The sequence below is a fragment of the Micromonospora sp. NPDC049359 genome, assembly GCF_044466585.1.
Lineage (GTDB): Bacteria > Actinomycetota > Actinomycetes > Mycobacteriales > Micromonosporaceae > Micromonospora.
This window is the reverse complement of record NZ_JBITMW010000001.1, coordinates 738,322-758,700: the sequence shown is the minus strand read 5'-3', so window position 1 is coordinate 758,700 and position 20,379 is coordinate 738,322. Positions and strand designations below refer to the sequence as shown.

Below are 20,379 nucleotides of genomic sequence, written 5' to 3'. Positions count from 1 at the left end.
GGTCAGCCCTTCACCGCCCCGGCGGTGAGCCCTTCGGTCAGGAAGCGCTGCCCGAGCGCGTACATGATCACCACGGGGATGCTGACGAGCAGCGAGGCCGCGGCGAGCTGTCCCTGCGGTACGACATCTCCAGCGATCATCGACTGCATCCCCACCGGCAACGTCTTGTACTCGTCCTTCGTGATGAACACGAAGGCGAAGAGGAACTCGTTCCAGGCGTTGGTCAGGGTGAAGAGGGCGACCGCCAGCAGTCCGGGCTTGGCCAGCGGCAACACCACCCGGCCGAACGCCTGTAGGCGGGTGCAGCCGTCGACGAGCGCGGCCTCCTCCAGCTCCACGGGGATCGAGGAGAAGTAGCCGACCAGCAGCCACGTGGCGAACGGAAGTGTGAACGTCGGGTACGTCACGACCAGCGACCACAACGAGTCAGTGAGTCGCACGCCGATGAGCATCTGGTAGAGCGGGATGAACAGCAGCGCGCCCGGCATCACGTAGGTGAGCAGCACGGTGACGGTGAACCCCTGCGCGCCACGGAACCGCAGCCGGGCCAGCGCGTAACCCGCGAGAGCGGCGCAGACCAGCGCCACCGCCGTGGACGCCGCGGACACCAGCAGGGTGTTGAGGTACCAGCGACCGAACGGCTGGTTGGCGAAGAGCCCGGTGAACTGCTCCGTGGTCCACGGCGTCGGCCACAGGTCGTCCGTACGCATGACGACCTGGCCCTCGGACTTGAAGGCCGTGACGCCGATCCAGTACAGCGGACCGAGCACGAAGAAGAGCAGCCCGGCGAGCGCGACCCAGGAGCCGAAGCCCGACACCGCCGAGGATGCCCGGCGACCGCCGCGCGACTGGAGGGTCGACACCACCCGGCCCACCGCCGCCGCGATCAGCAGGATCACCCCGAGGATCACCGCCGCCTTCCAGAAGATCTGCGGCGACGCCCAGATCAGCAGGCCGGTGACCACCGCGGTGATCACCCACGGCAGGGCCTTGCGCGCCCGCGTACCGACCCGCAGCGTCGCGCGTCGTGCCCGGGGCAGTTTCGCCCCCGAATCCTGTCGCAACAGCCGGACCAGGAAGAACACCAGCCCGCCGATGACCGGCAGCATGACGAGCGTGACCGCCGCGCCCGCGCCGTACTGCAACTGCAGGATCGCCTTCGAGTACGCGACGAGCACGTACGGCGCGGTCACGTCACCCGGACCACCCTGGGTGAGCAGCCAGACCAGGTCGAAGTTGTTGAACGTCCAGATCGACGACAGGGTCACCGTCACGGTGATCACGTGGCGCAGGCCGGGCAGCGTCACGTTGGCGAACCGCTGCCACGCCGACGCGCCGTCGATGGTCGCCGCCTCGTACAGGTCGGCCGGGATGGCCTTCAGGCCGGCGAGGAAGCACACGGTGAAGAAGGGCACCCCCTTCCAGACGTTCACCATGATGACCGACGGCATCGCCAGCGACGGGTCGGACAGCCAGCCCGCCGGCCAGCTGTCCACCAGGTGCAGGTCGACCAGCAGCGGCCCGATTCCGGTGGCGGTGAGCAGGTTGTTGACGCTGCCGAAGATCGGGTCGAGCAGCGCGCGCCAGCTGAACGCGGTCACCACGGTCGGCACCACCCACGGCACCAGGAGCAACCCCGCCAGCACCGCCCGCCCGCGGCGTCGGTGGTGCAGCAGCAGGGCCGCGGCCAGCCCGAGCACGACCTTGAAGATCTCGGCGTACGCGGTGAAGACGAACGAGTTCACCACGCCCGTGTGGAACTGGTCGTCGCCGACGAGGTGCAGATAGTTGTCCAGGCCGACGAACACGGACTCCTGCCCGTGCCGTTCGGTGGTGCTGGTGACGATCGATCGGGCGATCGGTACGAGCACAAGGCCGCCGACCAGCACGGCCATCGGCGTCAGGAACAGCGCCGCCATTCGCCAGTCACGACCCAGCCGGCGCTGGGTCGGCGTGAGGGAGCCGGATCCCGGCGGCGAGGAAGCCCTCGCCGCCGGGACCCGCGCGGGACGGAGCGTCCTCACTGCGGCAGCCCCTGCTGGTTGAAGATCTGCACCATCTTCGTGTGGGCCGCCTTGACGGCCTGCGCGGGCGCGGTGCCCTGCACGACCTGCTGCATCATGTCGGTGAGGACGTAGGCCGAGCCGACGGCCTGCTGGCCGGCGCTGGCCTTCTGCGGGAAGGTCAGGCCGTTCTTCGTGTTCAACGGCAGCTGCAACTGGGTGATCTTGCGCAGCATGGGGAACGCCGGGTCGCCGCTGGTGAAGAACGGGTCCGCGTCCCAGACCTTCTCCCAGGCGGGCATCACCAGACCGGGTGCCTCCTTCGCCACTCCGAGCAGCGCGGGCGCGCTGACCAGGTACTGCGCCAGGAGCTTGGCGAGCGCGGGGTTCTTGGCGCCCTTGAAGATGACGAAGCCCTGTGACTGGCCGAGCAGCAGGGGGTTGTTGGTGGCCGGTCCGATGCAGTCGGAGAACACGTGGGTGTTGGCGTGCACCGGGTTCTTCTTGGTCCGCGAGTCCGCGTAGACGCTGAACTGGTTGCGGGTGTAGCCGAGGATGCCGGCGAGCCAGTTCTCGTTGTTGCTGGTGTCGGTCCAGCTCGCGATTCCCGGCGGCAGCATCGGCTTGTACTTGGAGTTCGTGTAGATGTCGCCGAGGAAGGTCACCGCCTGCACCGTCTCCGGCGACTCGAACGTGACCTTGCGGCCGTCGTTGGAGGCGATCGACCCGCCGTACGCGTTGATCAGCGCCTCGATCATGCCGTTGGCGTCGCCGGACCGGTTGATCGTCATGCCCCAGCCGAACCGGCGCTTGCCGGGATCGGAGATCTCCAGGCAGACGTCCCGCAGCTCCTCCCAGCTGTAGATGTCCTTGGGCGTGATGCCCTTGTCCTGCATCCAGTCCTTGCGCAGGAACGACCCGATCCCGATGAAGTGGTACGGGATCGCGAACCACTTGCCGTCGAAGACGCAGTAGTTCTTGGCCTCCGCGCACGGCTCGCCGTACTTGGCGGTCAGCGCCTGGACGACGTCGGTGACGTCTTCCAGGTCGCCCAGCGCCTGGAACTGCGCGACGAACCGGGAGTCGGTCATGAACGCCAGGTCACGTGCCACCCCGCCCTTGACCTCGGCATCGATCTTGGCGACCACGTCACCCGCGTCGGCCTGGACCAGGCTGTTCTCGATCTTGGTGCCGGTGGTGTCGGCGAACTTCTTGATCGAGCTGTCGAGGGCGTCGTTCGCGGCCGTCGAGTACAGCTTCTGCGACAACATCCCCATCGAGGAGCCCTTCATCGACGCGGCGGCGTCGATCAGCTCCTGCGGAACCTCGGCCTGCACCTTGGTCGGCGATTCGGAGGTGCCCCCACACGCGGCCAGACCCGCCGCGCCGAGCACTCCCACCCCCATCCCCAGCACGCCGCGTCGAGACCAACCCGATTTGTCCTCCATGGACACCCGCCTCCTTCATCTCGCCGCGCACGGCCGCACGCCGAAGGCGTACCCGGCGAACGCCGCGATCGTCGTGTTTCCAGTTGGGCTTCTGTGGTGGCGACCACGGAGGGTCGCCTGTCGAGATCAGTTCGCTCGTCGGTCGCCGTCACGGCGAGCGGGCCAGCCGGCCGCCGCGGGACGTCCGCTCACGCGTGCTCCGTCCGAGCCACCCGAGATCTGTCGGGTGCCGCACCTCGGATGGCGCGACGTGGTCGAGGCGGTCGGCGACAGGGTCGAGACAGGGGCGCTGACGTTCCGGTTCGGTCGTGTCACGAGACCACCGCCGTTCGAGATTTCGAACTAGGTTCGATATACCGCATCGAGTGGTGCGACGCTAGAGCAGCCCGGTCACCGATGTCAATGTTTCGATGCTGTTTCGAACCGAAAGCGGGAGTTTTGCTACCGGGACTGGGCCCGATAGCCCATGCGCGTCGACAGCGCTGCCGCGCCCTCGCGAACCAACCCGGCCCACTCCACCTGCACCTGCGGCGTCCACCGGATGATCGGCGCGGACAGGCTCATCGCGGCGATGACGGCCCCGGAGTGATCCCGGATCGCCGCCGCGACGCAGCGCATCGCGCTGTCCGACTCGCCGACGTCGACCGCGACGCCCTCCGCCCGGACCTGGTCGAGATGCGCCCGCAGGAGGTCCGGGTCGGTGATGCTGTCCGACGTCATGCCCGGCAGGGGATCCTTCAACAGGACCGCGTCCAGGTCCTCCGGATCGAGGGCCGACAGCAGCACCTTGCCGACCGCCGTGCAGTGGGCGGGCAGCCGCAACCCGACTCCGGACACCATCCGAACGGGGTGGATGCTGTCGAACTTGACGAGGTAGACGACATCCGCGCCGTCCAGCACCGCCACGTGAACCGCCTCGTCGCAGGCGGCGGCCACGTCCCGCGCGACACCCTGCGCCTCGCGTACCAGATCGAGCCGACCCGCGAACGCCGCGCCCAGCTGGAACAGCGGCATCCCGAGCCGATACTGCACCGGTTGACCCGGCACGGAGATCAGGTACGAGCGAGCCTCGAGCGTCACGAGCAGCTCGTGGACGGTCGTGCGCGGCAGGTCGAGCCGCTCCATCACCTGGCGGGCCGACAGTTGGGGGCAGTCCAGGAACAGTTCGAGGACGTCGAGTGCGCGGATAACTGCCGGTACCACACGGGCCATGTCGCTAGTCCCTTCGAAATGCCGGACCCGCGTCAACGATCTCCACACGGACCAGCACCTGAAGAGGATAGCCACGTGAGCCGTCCGCGCCAGGCTCCGGACCAGGCGGGGACGGCAGGCGCCACCTTCCGGGCGCGCCGCGGCGCACTTCCGGAAGGTGGCGTCAGGTGTCGATGTCAGCTGGTGTGTTGCAGCACCGGGACGATCCGGAAGTCGACCGTGGCCTGGTCGATGGTGGCGTGCACCGGGGAGCCGGCCATCTCGGTCATGATCCCCGAGGCGCTGCGCCGGCCGTCGGCGGCCGAGTCCCACGCGACGATGTCGGTGATGGTGCCGTCGTCGGCCTGCATGATCCGACGCCACCGGAAGCCGGGCTGCCGTCGCAGGTACTCGTTGATGTCCTCGTTGGCGTCGACGAAGTCGGCGCCGGTGAGGCCGGCTACGAGCCGGAACGTGGTCATCTCGAGCGCTTCGCTCATGGGTGCCCTCCTCGTGGTGTGCGCTCAGCCCTGCACGGTGGATCGCATGGTGATGTCGTTGACGTCGACGCTGTCCGGCTGGGCGATCGCGTAGGCGATGGCGTCGGCGACCGCCGAGGCCGGCATCCCCAGTTCCTGGGCCGCCGCGTGGGCGGCGGCGCGCACCTCGGGGGAGCCGCCGTGCTCGGTGAGCTCCGAGTGGGTGTAGCCGGGGCTCACCAGCGTCACCCGGACGTCCCGGCTCTCCTGGCGTAGCCCCTCGGTGAGGGCCCGGACCGCGTACTTGGTGGCGCAGTAGACGGCCGCCGTCGCGTCGACGCGGTACGCCGCTGTCGAACCGATGTTGATGATGTGTCCCGTACCGCGCGCCCGCATCAGTGGCAACGCGGCGGCGATGCCGTAGAGGGTGCCGAGCAGGTTCACCTCGACCATCTGCTCCCACTCGTGCACCCGCAGCGCGTCGAGGGTGGAGAGAGCCATCACGCCGGCGTTGTTGATCAGTACGTCGACGCGGCCGTGCCGATCGTGAGCGGCCTTGACGAAGGAGAGCATGCTGTCCCGGCTCGTCACGTCCAGCTCGTGGTGGTCGGCTGCGCCACCGGCAGCGCGCAGCTCGTCGACGAGCGCGGCGAGCCGGTCCACCCGCCGGGCGCCCAGCACGACGTGATGGCCGTCGGCGGCCAGTCGGCGAGCCGTCGCAGCGCCGATGCCGCTGCTGGCCCCGGTGATGAGAATGATCTTCGAGTCGGTGCTGTCTGCCATTGCTTCCCCCGTCGTCCTTCGGACCTGCGGCCGAGCGCCGCTGCTCAACGATGCGGCCCGTGCACGACCCCTGGAAGGGTGTGGCTTCCTGGGTGCGCGACACCTCGGCGGCGCATACGTCCTCGTCCAACTTCGGTCCGCTCGGTCCCGTACGCCCTCGGCCGGAAGCTGTACGGCGCGGCGACCGGCCCCGCGAAGCCGGCGGCTGGCCCGGTGTCGCCGGGTTCTAGGCTGGTCGACATGTCCGATTCAAACCGGCTTGGGGAATTCCTTCGGGCCAACCGCGCCCGAGTGGACCCGAAAGGGGTCGGGCTGCTCGGGAGTAGCGACCGCCGGGTACCGGGACTGCGCCGCGAGGAGATCGCGGTCCTGGCCGGGGTGAGCGCCGACTACTACGCCCGCCTGGAGCAGGGCCGGGAGCGCAATCCCTCCGCACAGGTGCTCGACGCGATCGGCCGGGCCCTACGCCTCGACCAGGAGGCGCGCGGTCACCTCTTCCGGCTCGCCGGGCTCCATCCGCGCCCCGGCCCGGAAAATGCTCGGGCGTCCGTCCACCCCGCCCTACTGCGGCTGTTGGACGCCTTCCCCATCTCCGCCGCGTACGTGCTCAGTCCCGCGTTCGACGTGCTGGCCACCAACGGCGTGGCGGCGGCCCTGCTGTCCCCGTTCACCGGCCCGACCAACATGGTCCGGGTGCTGTTCCGGCATCCGCAGGCCCGTACCGTCTTTCCCGACTGGCCGACCCTGACCGAGAACGTCGTACACGCCCTGCGACTCAACGCCGGTCTCTTCCCGGGCGACCCCCGGATCGAGGCGCTCGTCAGCGACCTGCGACGGGACTCGCCAGAGTTTCGCGCCCTCTGGGCGGACCAGACAGCGCAGGGCCTGACCCGCATGTTCAAGGTCATCCAACACCCCGAGGTGGGGCGGATCGAGCTGACCTACCAGACCTTCGACGTCCGGGACGCTCCCGGTCAGCAACTGCTGGTCGGCACGCCCGAACCGGGCAGCCGCAGCGCCAAGGCGCTGGCCACACTGCCGGCATCAGATAGCCGAGCAGAGTGACGACGGTCACAGGAGTGGGGGACCCGATCGCGCGGGGACGGTCGTCTTACCTCACGTGAGACGAAGCCTGGACGCGACGGACGAGCAGGAGCTCGTCCGTCGCGTGGCCCGCGGTGACCGGCGGGCCTTCGACGAGCTGTACCGGCGTACCGCGCCCTGGTTGGAGGTGCGCCTGCGTCGCCGGTGCGCGGACCCGGACGTGGTCGCCGACGTCCTCCAGGAGACCTACCTGACGGTGTGGCGGGCGGCCGGCAGCTTCGCCGGCGACCAGGTCAGCGGCAGCGCGGTCGGCTGGCTGTGGACCATCGCCGCGCACCGCCTGGTGGACGCGTTCCGGCGTCGTTCGCGGCAGGCCCGGGTGCCGCAGGTGCATCCGGTCGAGACGGTCGTGCCCGCCGCCGAGGACGAGGCGCTCGCCGGTCGGGTCGGTCAGGAACTCGAACAGGCCCTCGCCGTGCTGCCGCCCGAGGTACGCGCGGTACTCCGTGCCACCGTCCTGGACGGCTTCACCGTCCGCGAGACGTCCGTGCTGCTGGGCGTACCCGAGAACACCGTCAAGTCCCGGATCCGCCGCGCCCGGATCGTCCTGCGGGAGGCCCTGTCGTGACCACGCATCCCACTCTGAACGACATCGACCGCTACGCCGACGGCGATCCCGGTCTCGACGAGGCGACCGTCTGGTCGATCGAAGTGCACCTGGAGAGCTGCGCCGACTGCCGCGCCCGCCTCGCCGGCAGCACCACCATCGAGTCGCGCGCCCTGGTCGCCGAGGTCGCGGCAGCCGTCGACCGCGCGATCGCCGCCGGCCCCACCCCACGATCAAGGGCCTTCCTCCGTACGCCGCTGCGGCAGCGCTGGTTCGTGGCGGCACTGCTGCCCTGGGTCGCCATGACCGCCGGCGTGCTCGGCACCGCGGCCCTGCTCACGTACTTCCTGTCCGAGCTGCCGTCGATCGTGCTGCTGCTCGCGCCCCTCGCGCCGCTGCCCGGGGTCGCCGCGGCCTGGAGCAGACGCGGCGACCCGGCCTGGGAACTCGTCGTCGGCACCCCCTCGGCCGGTCTGACGATGCTCCTGCGCCGTACCGCCGGGGTGCTCGTCCTCGTCATCCCGGTGCTCGCCGTGCTCGCCGCCTACGGGGCCAGCCGGGTGAACCCCGCGCTGATGCTGCTGCCGTGCCTCGCCTTCACCGCCGCCACGCTGCTGCTCGGCTCCCTCGTCGGCGTCCGCCGCGCCGCAGTCGGGCTGATGGCCGCCTGGGCCGCCGCCGTGATCGCACCCAGCCTCGCCGCCGCCGAGTTGCCGGTGCTCCTGGAACCGGCGGCCATCGGTGGGTGGGCCGTCGTCACGGTCGTGCTGGCCGCCCTGACCCTCCTGCGCGCCAACAGCTTCCGGCGCCTCACCTCGTTCTGAAGGGAACCACCATGCGAGCGGTGAGCCTGGCCGAGACGGCCACCACCATCCACCCCTGGGCCATCCACGCCGAGGCGCTGAAGGTGCGGGCCGGCCGACACCTGGCCGTCGACGGGCTCGACCTGAGCCTCGGCACCGGCGTCCACGGCCTGCTGGGGCGCAACGGCGCGGGCAAGACGACGTTGATGCGTGCCCTGGCCACCGTGCTCAAGCCGTCCGGCGGCCGGCTCACCCTGCTCGGCAGTTCGGTGGACGGCCGCGCCGACCTGCGCCAGGCCCGGCGTTCGCTGGGTTACCTGCCGCAGCACTTCGGCTACTACCCGCGCTTCACGGTGCGCGAGTTCGTGTCGTACCTGGCCTGGTTGAAGGAGATGCCGAAGTCCGACATCCCAGCGGCCACGCAGCGCGCGATCGACCGCGTCGGGCTCAGCGCCAAAGCCGACGCCCGGCTCCGCACACTCTCCGGCGGGATGCTCCGCCGGGCCGGCGTCGCCCAGGCCATCGTCAACGATCCGCGGGTGCTGCTGCTGGACGAGCCGACCGTCGGCCTCGACCCCGAGCAGCGCCTCGACCTGCGCGAGCTGCTGCGCGACCTGGGTACGGACGCCTGCGTGCTGGTCTCCACCCACCTCGTCGAGGACGTGGTCGCCGCCTGTACCGAGGTGGTGCTGATCAACGAGGGTCGGTTGGTGTGGCAGGGCACGCCCGCCGGTCTGGCCGCCGAGGGCGACGAGCGCCATCCGGGTGACAGCCCCGCCGAGCGCGGCTACTCGGCGCTGCTCCGTCGCCACGAGGCGGCCAGCCGATGAGCGTCCTGCGGATCGAACTCCGGCGCTCCGCCGCAGCCGGCGCCGCGCTCCTCGTGGTGGCGGTCGGCGTCGCCGCCCTCTACCTCGCCCCGGGCCGCTGGTCGGAGGGGTGGATGTCCCTCACGCTCGCCGTCAAGGAGTACCTGCTCCTGCTCTGGCCGATCGCCCTCGCCGCCGGAGCGTGGCAGGGCCGCCGCGAACACCGGGCCAAGGTCGGGGAACTGTTCGCCACCACACCCCGATCCCGCGCCCGCCGGATGCTTCCGGTCCTCGTCGCGATGGGGGCCGCGCTCGGGCTCGCCTTCCTGCTGGTGGTCGGCGCGGGCGGCATGCGGATCGCGTCCACCGCCGCGTACTTCCCGCCGGACGTCGTCGCCATCACGCTGGTCGGCGCGTTCTCCCTGGTCGCGGCGGCCTGGCTCGGCCTGGGCATCGGGCGGCTGCTACCCGCCCTGGTGACCGCGCCCGTGCTCGCCGTGGCCGGTGTGCTGCTGGTCTTCTTCACCGCGATCATGCGGCCGGACTGGATGGGCGCGATCCTGTCTCCCGCGTACGGCAGCAGCACGTTCTACCCGTTCCAGACCATCGACCCCCGGGTCACCGCCGTGCTCGCCATCTTCCTGGGCGGGCTGGCGCTGACCGGCGTACTCCTGCTGGTCGCGCAAGGTCCCCGTACGTCGGTGGCCGCCGTGCTGCCGGTGTTGCTCGGCTTCGGTGTCGCGGCGGCGCTCGTCCCCCGTGACGAGGCAACCCTCGTCGCGCCGATCGATCCCGTGGCCCGCGAACTCGTCTGCACCGACGACGCCCCGAAGGTCTGCGTCACCCGGGTCAACGCCAACGTGCTGGACACGCTGACCCCGCTCGCCCGCCAGGGCCTGGCCGCCCTCGCCAAGATGCCGGACGCCCCCACCCAGGCGCACGAGGACACGCGGGCCTACCTCATCGGGGACGTGCCCCTCCGCGACGCCGACACCGTCACGATCGACGTTCGGATCGACGACCACGGCGGCCTGGCTCATCCCGACGCCGTGGTCCCCGAGATGGTGTTCGGCCTGGGCACCGGATACGGCGGCCCGGACTGCGAGCGCAACGGCGCGGTCGAACGAGCCGCCGCATACCACCTGCTCGGCCGCGAGCCGGTCTCCGACGTCGGCGTCATCCCCGAAATGATCGAGGAGGATCCGCAGCTCAACGCCGAGGCGGTCACCCTGTGGCGGGACCTCCAGAAGCTGCCCGCACCGGAGGCGCTCTCCCGCGTGACGGCGGTACGCGACGCCATCCTGGCCTGCCAGGACCCCACCGGACTGCTGTCGCGATGATGCTGCACCTACGCGCACGACGCGTACCCGTGGCACTGGCCGCGTCCGTCAGCGCCGCCGCCCTGATCTGGGCGCTGTGGCTGACGCTGTCCACCGAGCGCGACGTCATCCTCCTGCTCGTCGTCCTGACGGTCACGCTGATGGTGGCGACCCTGTCGACCACCCTGGCCGCCCCCGACGAGGACCTGGAACGCACCGCCGCACTGCGCTGGCCGTGGCGGCGAGCCGTGCACCTGCTGGCCGCGCTGGCGCTCGTACTCGTCGTGCTGCTCGCCACCCAACCCACCGGCGCCCGTTTCGGCCCCACCGCGCTGCTGGTCCGCGACTCCGCCGGCCTGCTGGGCCTGACCGCGCTCTGCGCGACGGTCGCGGGCGCGGCCCGCGCCTGGTTCCTCCCCGTGGGCTGGGCGATCGCCGCCGCCATGTTCCCCCAACCGGGCACGTGGGGCGCGCTCGCCACCTGGCCGGGCCAACCCCTTGACAGCCGGCCGGCGGCCGTGGTCGCGGCCGTCCTGGCGGTCGCGGGCGTGGTGGCGTACGCGCTGCACGGAGCCGCCCGACGCGAGTGACGGAAGCGCCGACCCGCGCCGCAGTGGTCTCGCGGTCACTCAGCGATCGGCGATGCGTCGCCACCACCACTGGCCGTCTTGTGGCCAGCTCGGATCGTGCAGGGTGCGGGCGCGGTACCGCTCAGCAAGGGGATCCACGATCGCCTGGATCTCGCGCCTGCCGGTCGGAGGGACCGCCCTGGCGATCGTGTGCAGGGTGTCCATCGCCTGACGCGGGTCACAGCAGGGGCAGTCGGCGTCCTGATCGAGCGTCAACACCGCGCCGGATCGCCGGAGAAACCGGGCTCGTTGATCCGTCAGGTTATGCGTGACGGGGTTCGGCGCTCGGGGGGCGGCTCGGGTGGCGGCTCAGCGGCCTGCATGTCGAGTTGAGCGCACTCGATCTATTGCCGGGTATGAGCAATGATCGGCGGCGTGAACACTGTCATCGCCATCTCCCAGGTCGTCTCCACTTTGATCGTCGCCCTGGCGTTGCTGGTCGGAGCTCGCCAGGCCCGGCACGCTGGGCGGCAGGTCGAGGCGGCATACCGTTCACAAGAGGTTCAAGGCACGATGGAAGTGGTCAAATTGATCACCTCGCCCGAAATGCGGTCCGCCGCCCGGGTGCTGCCGTCGGTCCTCGAAGTTCCTTACAGTCAGTGGACCGAGGAGCAGAAGACGGCAGTCATGGTCCGTTGTAACGGCTTCGATGTGGCGGGCATGTTCGTTCGTGCCAATATGGCCGACGAGAACTTCATCGTCGACAACTGGGGAGCGTCCATCCTGGAGATCCGCGAGATAGCGAGCCCGCTTATCGCCGAGCTGCGGCACAGATACCGGGTCGAAAGCTACTGGGGGAACCTGGTGTGGCTGGCAGGTCGTTGGGAGTCCCGGCGGGCAGTACGGTCAACGCGTGAGTCGGCCGCCGCTGATGCAGCTTGATCTTCCTTTCGAGTTTTAGCGAGCATCATTTCGGCCAGCCGGACCTGTCATCCACGGATGTGGCTGTCACCCTTGCTGTCGACAGTCGTCGTCGGCGGCGGCTCGATTCCGTGGATGGCTGTCCCGAGGCGTCGGCAGCCGGGTACGTCCCCGATGAGGAGCCCGAGGTTCGTCGTGGCCTAACCGCTTAGTCCACGGCCGTCCGAGCGGCGTCGAGGAAGGCTAGCCGATGATCTTCCAAATAGTCCCTTACGCTTTGCCCGTCGGGTAGCACTTCCCATACAGCCCGGTTGAGGTCAAGGAAGTAGGCCCGAGCCGCGGTATGAACCGGAAGTGGAAACGTCAGGCGGATCATCCGCTCAGCCACCCATACACGGTTCATGATCGCTTGCGTTTGGACTTGCCACTCATCGCCGTCCTGCCAGCTGAATGGACGCGTGAATGCGCATCGCTCAGCCTCGGCCGTGACCTCGATGAAACTCTGCAACTGGGCCAGCCGCTCCGTTCGGCGGCTCTCGCCAAGAGCCATGGCCTGCCGTCGTTCCTCTGCTCGCTCAGCCGACCGTTGAGTCATGCGTTGGACCCAGAACGACAAGCCCCCGCCCAGTGCCACCCCGCCCAGCGAGGTCAACGACACCCAGACGTCGCTCGGCATGGCCCCATCATGGCACCGACCCTCGTGGGCTGTCGATCAAGCGTGACCTCGACAAACGTCGTCGCCAAGGGTCGTCCCTGGTCGCTGCTGTTCGGCGCCCGACGGCCTGGCGCACATCGGGCCGTTGAAAGAGCGGTTGGGCGGACCGCATGACCAAGGGTGAAGCGACACGGCAGCTCGCGGCCAGGACCGCCATCGAAGTCGGCACGGTTGGCATCTGCCGTACCGGCCCGACGCACGGCAACAGCGGCCTCTAAGTGTCGCTGACCTGCGCGAGAGTGGGCCGCCAGGGACTCGAACCCTGAACCTATGGATTAAAAGTCCACAGCTCTGCCATTGAGCTAGCGGCCCGCGCGCTCAGGTTACCTGACAGTCAGCGATGCCGGCTCTCGGCTTCCGGCCGGCCGTCGATGCCTCGTCAGAGCACCTCGCCCTTGATCGACTCGACTTCCGGGAAGGCGGGGCATCAGGGCGCCCGGGACGCCCCGGTTTTCGGGAAGTCGAGTCGATCAAGAAGGCCGCGGCGGGACACACGGTGGTTGAGCTGGTCCTGGGCGGGTACGGGGTCGGGCATGCGGATCGTGGTGGTGGGGGCGAGCGGCAACGTCGGTACGGCGGTGCTGCGGCGGCTGCGCCGGGAGCGCGGTGTGGAGCTGGCCGGGGTGGCCCGGCGGCTGCCCGGACCGGCTGCCGGTACGCCGTACGACCAGGTCGAATGGCACTCCTGCGACATCGGTGCGCCGGCGGCCCCGGCTCAGTTGGCCGAGATCTTCGCGGGCGCGGACGCGGTGGTCCATCTGGCCTGGCAGATCCAGCCCAGTCACGATCAACGGATCCTGCGGCGGACAAACGTCGACGGCAGCCGGGCGGTGTTCGAGGCGGTGGCGCGGGCCGGGGTGCCGGCGCTGGTGTACGCGTCGTCGGTCGGCACGTACGCGCCCGGCCCGAAGGACCACCCGATCAGCGAGCGGTGGCCGGCCACCGGAGTGTCCGGCTCGTCGTACAGCGAGCACAAGGCCGAGGTCGAGGCGCTGCTGAACGGGTTGGAGCGGGAGCACCCGGCCCTGCGGGTGGTGCGGCTGCGACCCGGTCTGATCTTCCAGAGGGACGCCGGCGTGGAGATCACCCGGTACTTTCTCGGCCCGTTCGCGCCGGTACGACTGCTGCGCTTCGGTCGGATTCCTCTCGTACCCACGAACCGGCGGCTGCGGATGCAGGCGGTGCATGCCGACGATGTGGCTGACGCGTACGCCAGGGCGGTTCTGGGTGATGCCCGCGGCGCTTTCAATGTCGCCGCAGACCCGGTGCTGACGCCGGAGCTGGTGGCTCGGCACTTCCATGGTTGGACGGTGCCGGTCGCGGCACCGGTGCTGCGGGTGGCGGCGGCGCTGACGTGGCGGGCGCGGCTGCAACCGGTCGACGCGGGCTGGGGGAGCTGGGGCTGAACGCGCCGCTGATGTCCAGCGAGCGGGCGGAGACCGAGTTGGGCTGGACTCCGAAGATCGACGCGTTGACCGCGCTGAAGGAGCTGTTCGCCGGCATGGCCGGTGGCGAACACACCCCCAGCCCGCCCCTGTCCGCCGCATCCCGGCAGCCCGGCCGCCCCACCGGCCTCCTGGCGGGCCGTCCCCCAGGCCAGGGAAACCCCTACTGAGGTGATCAAGAGGTTCGCGTCACCAGACGGACGAAATCTGACGCAAACCTCTTGATCACCGGGCCAGAAGACCAGAAGGGGGGTCAGGTGAGCGCGGCGCCCAGGAAGAAGATGCCGGGGTGGCCGGGGGTCTCGAACTTGCCGCTGGGGTTGCGGCGCAGGGTCGAGTTCTCGATCTTCATGGTGCCGGTGCGGTTGTTGCTGACGAAGAAGATCGCGCCGCCGCCCTCGTTGGCCCTGTTGTTCTCGATGATCGTGCCGGCGATGCGGACGGCGAACTCGTTGCCGTCGCAGTAGATCGCGCCGCCGCTGCCACCGCCGGGCGTCCCCGACTTGGCCGGGTTGGCGCCGTTGCCGATGGCCTCGTTGTTCCGCAGCAGGCTGTTCAGCACCGTCCACGACACGCCAATGCTGCTCAGCGCCCCTCCGTTCGAGCAGGAGCCGCCGTCGAAGGTGCTGCTCACGACGTACACCGGCTTGTTCTCGTACTGGCTCAGCACCCGCACGGCCGCGCCGCCCAGGTCCGGGCCGGTACGGTCGCAGCGGTTCCGAACGAAGCGTGAGTTGACGATCTTGAGCCGCCCGCCGCGGACGAAGATCGCGCCCCCGCCGCCACCCTCGGCCCGGTCGCCCGTGGAGTTGCCGTCGGCGAAGGTCAGGTTCTGCACGGTGAGCTGCGGGTGGTCCTGGTTCTGGCAGTGCGAGGTGGTCCAGCCCTGGGCCTCGTCGCAGGTGTTCAGGTAGAGGATGCGGCGCTGTCCCTGGCCGCTCAGCGTGACCTTGCCGCCGCCGTCCAGCACGACCTTCGGCCCGTTGGCGTTGCGGACCTTCGCCGTCGCGGCCATCTTGATCGTCACCGGGGCCGGTCCACAGTCGAACGTGATGACGCCACCGGCGGCGACCGCCTTCACCACGGCCGCGGAGGTGCAGCTCGCCGGGGTGCCGGTGCCGACGGTCCGGGTCGGCTTCGAGGTGTCCACGGCACGGGCCTCGGTGGGCACGCTCGCGTGGCCGTTCGGGTTGCCGGCCGCAAGCGCCTTGGCTGCCGAAGTGGTCGGCTTCGGGCTGGCGCTGGCCCCCGGACCGCCGAGGCCGTCGCGTCCCGCTGGCACGACGTCCTGGTCGCCGGTCGCCACGGCCTGCGGCGAGGCGGACGGCGTGGCGTTCGGCGTCGGCGCGTTCGACGCGCACGCGGGCAGGGTCGCGGTGGCGACACCGAGGACGAGCAGGGCGGTAAGCGACGTCATGCGCACCCCGTGACTCTAGGAGTCGCGACGCCGCGCCGCCGAATCCGCCGGGCCAGGTTTAACCCCTGGCTAAGGCTCGACCCACGGTCAGGCGTGGGAGAGGGCGAACGCGGTCAGGAAGCCGGCGACCGTGATGAGACCGACCAGCAGGTGGGCGTTCTCGAACGCCTCCGGGACCATCGTGTCGGTGATCATGGCGAGGATCGCCCCGGCCGCCAACGCCGTGATGGCGGCCAGCACCTCCGGTGGCGCGCCACCCAGCAGCGTGTTGCCGACCAGCGCGGCGAGTCCGCTGATCAGCGCGATCCCGGTCCAGAGCAGGAACACGTACCGGCGGGTCCGGCCGGCCTGGCGCATGCCGGCCGCGCTGGACAGCCCCTCCGGGATGTTGCTGAGGAACACCGCCACGACCGTGACCAGGCTGACCGCGCCGCCGGCCAGCAGGCTCGCGCCGATCACGACCGATTCGGGTACGCCGTCCAGCAGCGCCCCCACGGCGATGGCCGACCCGGAGCCGGGTTGCTCGTCCTCGGAGGGCTGCTGACCGCCCGAGCGCTTGCGGTGTCGCGCGCCGCGCCGGGCGAGGCCCACGTTGGCGAGGGTGTACGCGCAGGTGCCGCCGGCCGCGCCGATCACCGTGGGCAGCATCCCGCCCTGGTCGTGCGCGACCTCGATCAGCTCGTACGAGACGGCGGAGAGCAGCACGCCCGCGCCGAACGCCATGACCGACGCGATGAGCCGCTGGGGCACCCGCGCGAACCAGCCGACCGCTGCTCCGATCAGCAGCGCCGACCCGGCCAGCAGTCCCCATCCGCCCGCCTGCAACCACTCCGGCATTCCCGGGACCGTACCCCGGGTGGTGGGGGCGGCAAACCGTGCTCAGAAGTCGGCGAAGAGGTACGGGACCGCGCGCGGAAAGATGCCACGCAGCTCGGCGGCGGCGTCGACCGGCACCTCGCCCAGCCCTCGCAACGGCAGCTCGGACGGATCCAGCACCCCGTACGCCAGAGCGGAGAGCCCGGCCGCGGTGAGCGTCGCGGTCGGCGCCGGGCCGCGGTCGCCGGCAACGATCTCCAGGTTGCCGGTCGTGCCGTCCAGCAGGTGGGTGCCGGCCAGCCACCGGTCGTCGGTCAGCTCGACGCGGACCCGACCCGGCCCGGCGGGCAGCCCGCGCAGCGCGTCCAGCGACAGGAGCCGGGCCATCGGCGCGGACGCCCCGGGGCGGCCCGCCCGCGCCTCGACGTGCACGTCCAGGTCGGTGAGCCACAGCTCGGGCAGCTCGTCCGGCGGCACCTGGACGCTGACCCGTCCGACCTGGTCGACGTGCCGGGCGAGGAACTGCAGCAGCAGCATCCGGGCGAGCGGGTCGGTGGCGAGCAGTTCGTTGCCGTGCAGCGTGCCGCCGTGCTCGTCGATCCGGTAGGTGACCGCGCCGGTGACCTCGCCGTCCACCCGGGCGGTGAGCAGCCAGTGCTCGTCGCGGTCCCGCAGCCCGACCGCCCGGTAGTCCGGAAAGAGCGAGAAGCCGTGCCGGTCCCGCAGGCAGCGCTCGGTGAACGCGCGCCACGCCGGGTAGCCCGCCCCGATCCGCTCCCAGCCCACCTCGCCGGGGAGTTCGGCGCGCAGCAGCGGCCCGAGGTCGGCCGGGGTGAAGGTGACCGTGCGCGGCTTGGGGAGCCCCACATAGCCGAACCGGGCGTAGAAGCTGGGTCGGAACGGGTAGAGCGCGCTGAGCGCGTGCCCCTCGTCGCGCATCTCGTCGAGCAGTTGGTGCAGCAGCGTCCGTACGTGCCCCTGCCGGCGGGCCAGCGGATGGGTGGCCACACTGGCGACGCCGGCCATCGGCAGCACCACCCCGCGCAGGTTCTGCCGCATCGGGATGGCCGAGGCGGCGGCCAGCGTGACGCCGTCCTCCTCGACGGTGAGCGTCGTGTTGCCCTCGTTGTAGGGCAGGTAGTCACGGAACTGCTCGACCCGCGCGGCGCCCAGCGGTGACGAGTCGAACGCGTACGCGGCCAGCGGGAAGCTGGTGGTGAGACGGTCGTCGGCGGTCACCCGGCGGATGGTCATCCGCTCATCTCAACCCGCACGGCCTGCGACAGCAACCGGATTGACCAGATCCGCTCAGCCGACGGGTAGGTGGCGCAGGTGCCGGCGGCGGCGCAGCCGCACACTGGCCACGGTGGCCACGCCCACGACCAGCAGGGCGGTGACGATGAGGCCGTGCAGCACACCCCGGGTCAGGTAACCGTCGTCGGTGTGGTCCACCGCCCAGGTCGCGATCTCCCGGCTCGACCAGAACGGCGTCAACCTCGCCCCCGACTCGGCCGGGTCGATGAGCATCTGCACGGTCACCACCGTGAGCAGCAGCAGCGTGCCCTCCATCTCGCGGGGCAGCAGCGTGCCGATCAGCACCCCGAACGGCGCGGCCACCGCGACGCAGCACAGCAGCGCCGCGACCAGGCCGCCGTAGCGCAGGTCCGCGCCGTCGAGCATCGGCAGGAGGAAGAAGGGTACGGAGATGACGAGCCCCACCGCCCACAGGCCGAGCATCCGGCCCAGGTAGAGGTGGTGCGGACGATAGCCGGCCAGTCGAAGCCTCGGCTCCAACTCCCGCGCCGCGGTGGTCGCGAAGAGCGCCGCGGTGCTCACCGCCCAGCAGACGCCGAGCAGCAGCGACCGGACCGACTGACCGAGGTACGCGTCCCGCCGGATCAGGTAGAAGGTCAACGGCATCAACAACAGCAACAGGAGTACGCCCCGACGCCGCAGCAGCTCCCGTAGCGTCATCTCGGCGACGGTGACGAGCCTGTTCACGGGCGGCCTCCTCGAACACCGGGCGCGACCCGCCCGGACTGGTGTGCCGGGGTCAGGTCGAGCACGGTGTCCACCCGGTCGAGTTGGTTCAGGAGGTGGGTCACCACGACGATCGCCGCGCCCCCGTCCCGCAACCGGCTGAGCTGATCCCAGAAGTTGACGTAGGTGCCCTGGTCGAAGCCCTGGTACGGCTCGTCGAGCAACAGGACGTCCGGCTCGCTGAGGGTGGAGATGGTCAGGTTGAGCTTCTGTCGTGTGCCGCCGGAGAGGTGCCGGGCCTGCACGGTGCCGCCCGCCTCCCAGCCGAGCTGTCGGGCCGCCGCCCGGCCGGCGCGGCGGGCTCGTCCACGGGCGATGCCCTGGCCGGCGCCGACCAGCACGAAGTGCTCGTCGGCGAGCAGGAAGTCGGAGGTGCCGCCGGACTGCGGGCAGAAGCCGAGCCGACCGTTGACGGTCACCTCGCCGGCGTCGGGCGACATCAGCCCGGCGCAGATCCGTAGGAAGGTGCTCTTGCCGCAGCCGTTCGCGCCGACCACCGCCGCGATCTGTCCGGCCCGGACGGTCAGCGAGACGTCCCGCAGCACCGTCTGCCGGCCGTACCGTTTGGTGATGCCCGCCGCGTGCAGCCGGACCGGTCCGGGGCGTGGCCCGGGCGCGGTGCCGATGCTCTCCACGATCGCGCCCGCGTACTGCTGGGGTGGACCGAAGACGACCCAGGGATCACCGCCGGAGTCGCGCAGGTGTGTGGCGGCCTCGGCGACCACGTGCCGGGCGGCGTCCGGCGCGACCCGGCGCTGGTGCAGCTCGGCGGCGAATGTCCGGAGCCAGTCGTTGGCGTTCACCCGGCAACCCCCTTCGTGACGATGTCGTTCACCGGCCGTACGAAGGTGAGCCAGGCGCTGCCGCCCTCGCGCAGCGCCGCCTGCCCGTCGTCGGTGAGCCGGTAGTACTTGCGGGCCGGCCCGGCGGTGCCCTCCCGCCACTGGGCGGTTACCAGACCGGTCTTCTGTAGGCGCAGCAGGACGGGGTAGAGCGTGCCGCCCTGGATCGGCCCGACGCCCGCCGCGTCGAGCGCCTGGGCGAGTTGGTAGCCGTAGGACTCGCGTTCGGCCAACAGGGCCAGGACGCAGATGTCGAGCACCCCCCGCAGCCACTGCCCGCGCCGGTCGGAATCCACAGCCGGGACACTAGTGCCGCAACCTAGATGGCACAACCACCTAGTTGAGGTGACCGGACCCGATCGGGCGGCCCTCATGGGACCGTCGAGCGGGCCGGATCGGTCAGCGGGTGGTGACGTCCGAGACGACGACCGTGACGTTGTCGGGAGCACCGGCGTGGTGGGCCAGCTTCACCAACTGCTCGCCGCACTGCTGGCGGTCGGAGTACATGCCCAGCGCCGCCGCGATGGCGTCGTCCTCGACGTAGTCGGAGAGCCCGTCGCTGCACAGCAGCAGCCGGTCACCCTGCGCCACGGTGAGCACACCGACGGCCGGCGGCGTGTCCGCGCCCTGCACGGCCCGGGTCACCAGGGAGCGCTGCGGGTGGTGCCGGGCCTGGTCGGGGGAGAGGGTGCCCTGGTCGACGAGCGCCTGCACGAACGTGTCGTCCCGGGTGAGCTGGGTCAGCTCCCCGTCGCGCAGCAGATAGCAGCGGGAGTCACCGACCTGGGCCAGCACCAGCGTCTCGCCGGCCAGCAGCGCGGTGGTCAGCGTGGTGCCCATCCCCTCGCGCGCCGGGTCCACGGTGATCGCGGCGTGGATGCGCTGGTTGGCGGTGCTGACCACGGCACGCAGGGCGTCCGCGGCCGCGTCCGGTTCGGTGGGTGGGGTCAGCTCGTCCAGGATCCGGATCACGATCTCGCTCGCCACCTCGCCCGCGGGCAGGCCACCCATGCCGTCGGCGACGGCGATCAGGCGGTCACCGGCGAGGGCCGAGTCCTCGTTGTTGGTGCGGACCAGGCCGATGTCGTTGAGGATGGCCGAGCGGAGGATCAGCGTCATGGTGCCAGC

The 20,379-nt window shown here is 70.7% G+C and carries 23 protein-coding genes and 1 tRNA gene; 9 read left to right on the top strand and 15 right to left on the bottom strand.

From position 1 onward, the window contains the following. Positions 1–2 precede the first annotated feature (2 nt). The 5 genes from ACIBTX_RS03520 to ACIBTX_RS03500 all read right to left on the bottom strand — a co-directional run bounded on the left by ACIBTX_RS03520 (position 3) and on the right by ACIBTX_RS03500 (position 5,904). Positions 3–1,919: an ABC transporter permease subunit gene (locus ACIBTX_RS03520; protein WP_396832007.1), complete on the bottom strand. Its 1,917-nt coding sequence runs from the start codon at positions 1,917–1,919 to the stop codon at positions 3–5. A 101-nt stretch (positions 1,920–2,020) separates the two neighbouring features. Further along, a complete protein-coding gene (locus tag ACIBTX_RS03515; protein WP_357171639.1) occupies positions 2,021–3,451 on the bottom strand; it encodes an extracellular solute-binding protein in 1,431 nt (476 codons plus the stop codon). Between the two features lie 441 nt (positions 3,452–3,892). Further along, positions 3,893–4,663, bottom strand: a complete 771-nt coding sequence (locus ACIBTX_RS03510; protein ID WP_396832006.1) for an IclR family transcriptional regulator — start codon at positions 4,661–4,663, stop codon at positions 3,893–3,895. A gap of 176 nt (positions 4,664–4,839) precedes the next feature. Beyond that, a complete protein-coding gene (locus ACIBTX_RS03505; protein WP_357131972.1) occupies positions 4,840–5,142 on the bottom strand; it encodes a hypothetical protein in 303 nt (100 codons plus the stop codon). 24 nt (positions 5,143–5,166) lie between these two features. Beyond that, positions 5,167–5,904: an SDR family oxidoreductase gene (locus ACIBTX_RS03500; protein WP_396832005.1), complete on the bottom strand. Its 738-nt coding sequence runs from the start codon at positions 5,902–5,904 to the stop codon at positions 5,167–5,169. Positions 5,905–6,144: 240 nt separating this feature from the next. Here ACIBTX_RS03500 and ACIBTX_RS03495 point away from each other — a divergent pair, with 240 nt between their 5' ends. From ACIBTX_RS03495 to ACIBTX_RS03470, 6 genes are read left to right on the top strand one after another with little or no spacing between them, the layout of a single operon-like run. Then, on the top strand, positions 6,145–6,969 hold the full coding sequence (locus ACIBTX_RS03495; RefSeq protein ID WP_357131966.1) for a helix-turn-helix transcriptional regulator: 825 nt from the start codon (positions 6,145–6,147) through the stop codon (positions 6,967–6,969). Positions 6,970–7,024: 55 nt separating this feature from the next. After that, a complete protein-coding gene (locus ACIBTX_RS03490) occupies positions 7,025–7,576 on the top strand; it encodes a sigma-70 family RNA polymerase sigma factor (protein ID WP_363660398.1) in 552 nt (183 codons plus the stop codon). Further along, a complete protein-coding gene (locus tag ACIBTX_RS03485) occupies positions 7,573–8,379 on the top strand; it encodes a zf-HC2 domain-containing protein (protein WP_396832004.1) in 807 nt (268 codons plus the stop codon). Before ACIBTX_RS03490 ends, ACIBTX_RS03485 begins: the two co-directional genes overlap by 4 nt. 11 nt (positions 8,380–8,390) lie before the next feature. Continuing rightward, positions 8,391–9,188: an ATP-binding cassette domain-containing protein gene (locus tag ACIBTX_RS03480; RefSeq protein ID WP_357131957.1), complete on the top strand. Its 798-nt coding sequence runs from the start codon at positions 8,391–8,393 to the stop codon at positions 9,186–9,188. Beyond that, on the top strand, positions 9,185–10,507 hold the full coding sequence (locus ACIBTX_RS03475) for a hypothetical protein (protein WP_357131954.1): 1,323 nt from the start codon (positions 9,185–9,187) through the stop codon (positions 10,505–10,507). The genes ACIBTX_RS03480 and ACIBTX_RS03475 overlap by 4 nt, the downstream gene beginning before the upstream one ends. Beyond that, positions 10,507–11,076, top strand: coding sequence for a hypothetical protein (locus ACIBTX_RS03470; RefSeq protein WP_363660397.1), 570 nt, complete (start codon positions 10,507–10,509; stop codon positions 11,074–11,076). The genes ACIBTX_RS03475 and ACIBTX_RS03470 overlap by 1 nt, the downstream gene beginning before the upstream one ends. Positions 11,077–11,115: 39 nt before the next feature. Here the strand turns inward: ACIBTX_RS03470 and ACIBTX_RS03465 are convergent, their stop codons facing one another. Beyond that, complete coding sequence (locus tag ACIBTX_RS03465) at positions 11,116–11,280, bottom strand: hypothetical protein (protein ID WP_357171633.1); 165 nt, start codon at positions 11,278–11,280, stop codon at positions 11,116–11,118. 210 nt (positions 11,281–11,490) lie between these two features. On the opposite strand from ACIBTX_RS03465, the gene ACIBTX_RS03460 reads away from it, so the two are divergent. Continuing rightward, complete coding sequence (locus ACIBTX_RS03460; protein ID WP_357171632.1) at positions 11,491–11,997, top strand: DUF4760 domain-containing protein; 507 nt, start codon at positions 11,491–11,493, stop codon at positions 11,995–11,997. A gap of 187 nt (positions 11,998–12,184) precedes the next feature. Here ACIBTX_RS03460 and ACIBTX_RS03455 read toward each other — a convergent pair whose 3' ends face one another. Further along, positions 12,185–12,652, bottom strand: coding sequence for a hypothetical protein (locus tag ACIBTX_RS03455; RefSeq protein WP_357131942.1), 468 nt, complete (start codon positions 12,650–12,652; stop codon positions 12,185–12,187). 279 nt (positions 12,653–12,931) lie between these two features. Then, positions 12,932–13,003 (bottom strand) — tRNA-Lys (locus ACIBTX_RS03450). Positions 13,004–13,224: 221 nt separating this feature from the next. Between ACIBTX_RS03450 and ACIBTX_RS03445 the strand changes: the two genes are divergently transcribed. After that, entirely contained in the window at positions 13,225–14,097 is an 873-nt protein-coding gene (locus ACIBTX_RS03445) for an NAD-dependent epimerase/dehydratase family protein (RefSeq protein WP_396832003.1), read from the top strand. 11 nt (positions 14,098–14,108) lie between these two features. Beyond that, entirely contained in the window at positions 14,109–14,306 is a 198-nt protein-coding gene (locus tag ACIBTX_RS03440) for a hypothetical protein (protein ID WP_396832002.1), read from the top strand. 83 nt (positions 14,307–14,389) lie between these two features. Here ACIBTX_RS03440 and ACIBTX_RS03435 read toward each other — a convergent pair whose 3' ends face one another. The 7 genes from ACIBTX_RS03435 to ACIBTX_RS03405 all read right to left on the bottom strand — a co-directional run bounded on the left by ACIBTX_RS03435 (position 14,390) and on the right by ACIBTX_RS03405 (position 20,370). After that, the gene (locus ACIBTX_RS03435; protein ID WP_396832001.1) at positions 14,390–15,553 is read right to left on the bottom strand and encodes a hypothetical protein; all 1,164 of its coding nucleotides are present in this window, start codon (positions 15,551–15,553) and stop codon (positions 14,390–14,392) included. An 87-nt stretch (positions 15,554–15,640) separates the two neighbouring features. Then, complete coding sequence (locus tag ACIBTX_RS03430; protein WP_357171625.1) at positions 15,641–16,390, bottom strand: ZIP family zinc transporter; 750 nt, start codon at positions 16,388–16,390, stop codon at positions 15,641–15,643. 42 nt (positions 16,391–16,432) lie between these two features. Continuing rightward, positions 16,433–17,623 (bottom strand): GNAT family N-acetyltransferase, encoded by a 1,191-nt coding sequence (eis, locus tag ACIBTX_RS03425; protein ID WP_357171624.1) that lies wholly within the window; start codon positions 17,621–17,623, stop codon positions 16,433–16,435. A 54-nt stretch (positions 17,624–17,677) separates the two neighbouring features. Beyond that, positions 17,678–18,370, bottom strand: a complete 693-nt coding sequence (locus ACIBTX_RS03420) for an ABC transporter permease (protein WP_357133799.1) — start codon at positions 18,368–18,370, stop codon at positions 17,678–17,680. Beyond that, positions 18,367–19,212 (bottom strand): ATP-binding cassette domain-containing protein, encoded by an 846-nt coding sequence (locus tag ACIBTX_RS03415; RefSeq protein WP_357171622.1) that lies wholly within the window; start codon positions 19,210–19,212, stop codon positions 18,367–18,369. The genes ACIBTX_RS03420 and ACIBTX_RS03415 overlap by 4 nt, the downstream gene beginning before the upstream one ends. Next, on the bottom strand, positions 19,209–19,547 hold the full coding sequence (locus ACIBTX_RS03410) for a PadR family transcriptional regulator (RefSeq protein ID WP_357133795.1): 339 nt from the start codon (positions 19,545–19,547) through the stop codon (positions 19,209–19,211). Before ACIBTX_RS03410 ends, ACIBTX_RS03415 begins: the two co-directional genes overlap by 4 nt. A 103-nt stretch (positions 19,548–19,650) precedes the next feature. Further along, positions 19,651–20,370: a protein phosphatase 2C domain-containing protein gene (locus ACIBTX_RS03405; protein WP_357133793.1), complete on the bottom strand. Its 720-nt coding sequence runs from the start codon at positions 20,368–20,370 to the stop codon at positions 19,651–19,653. Positions 20,371–20,379: the final 9 nt, after the last annotated feature.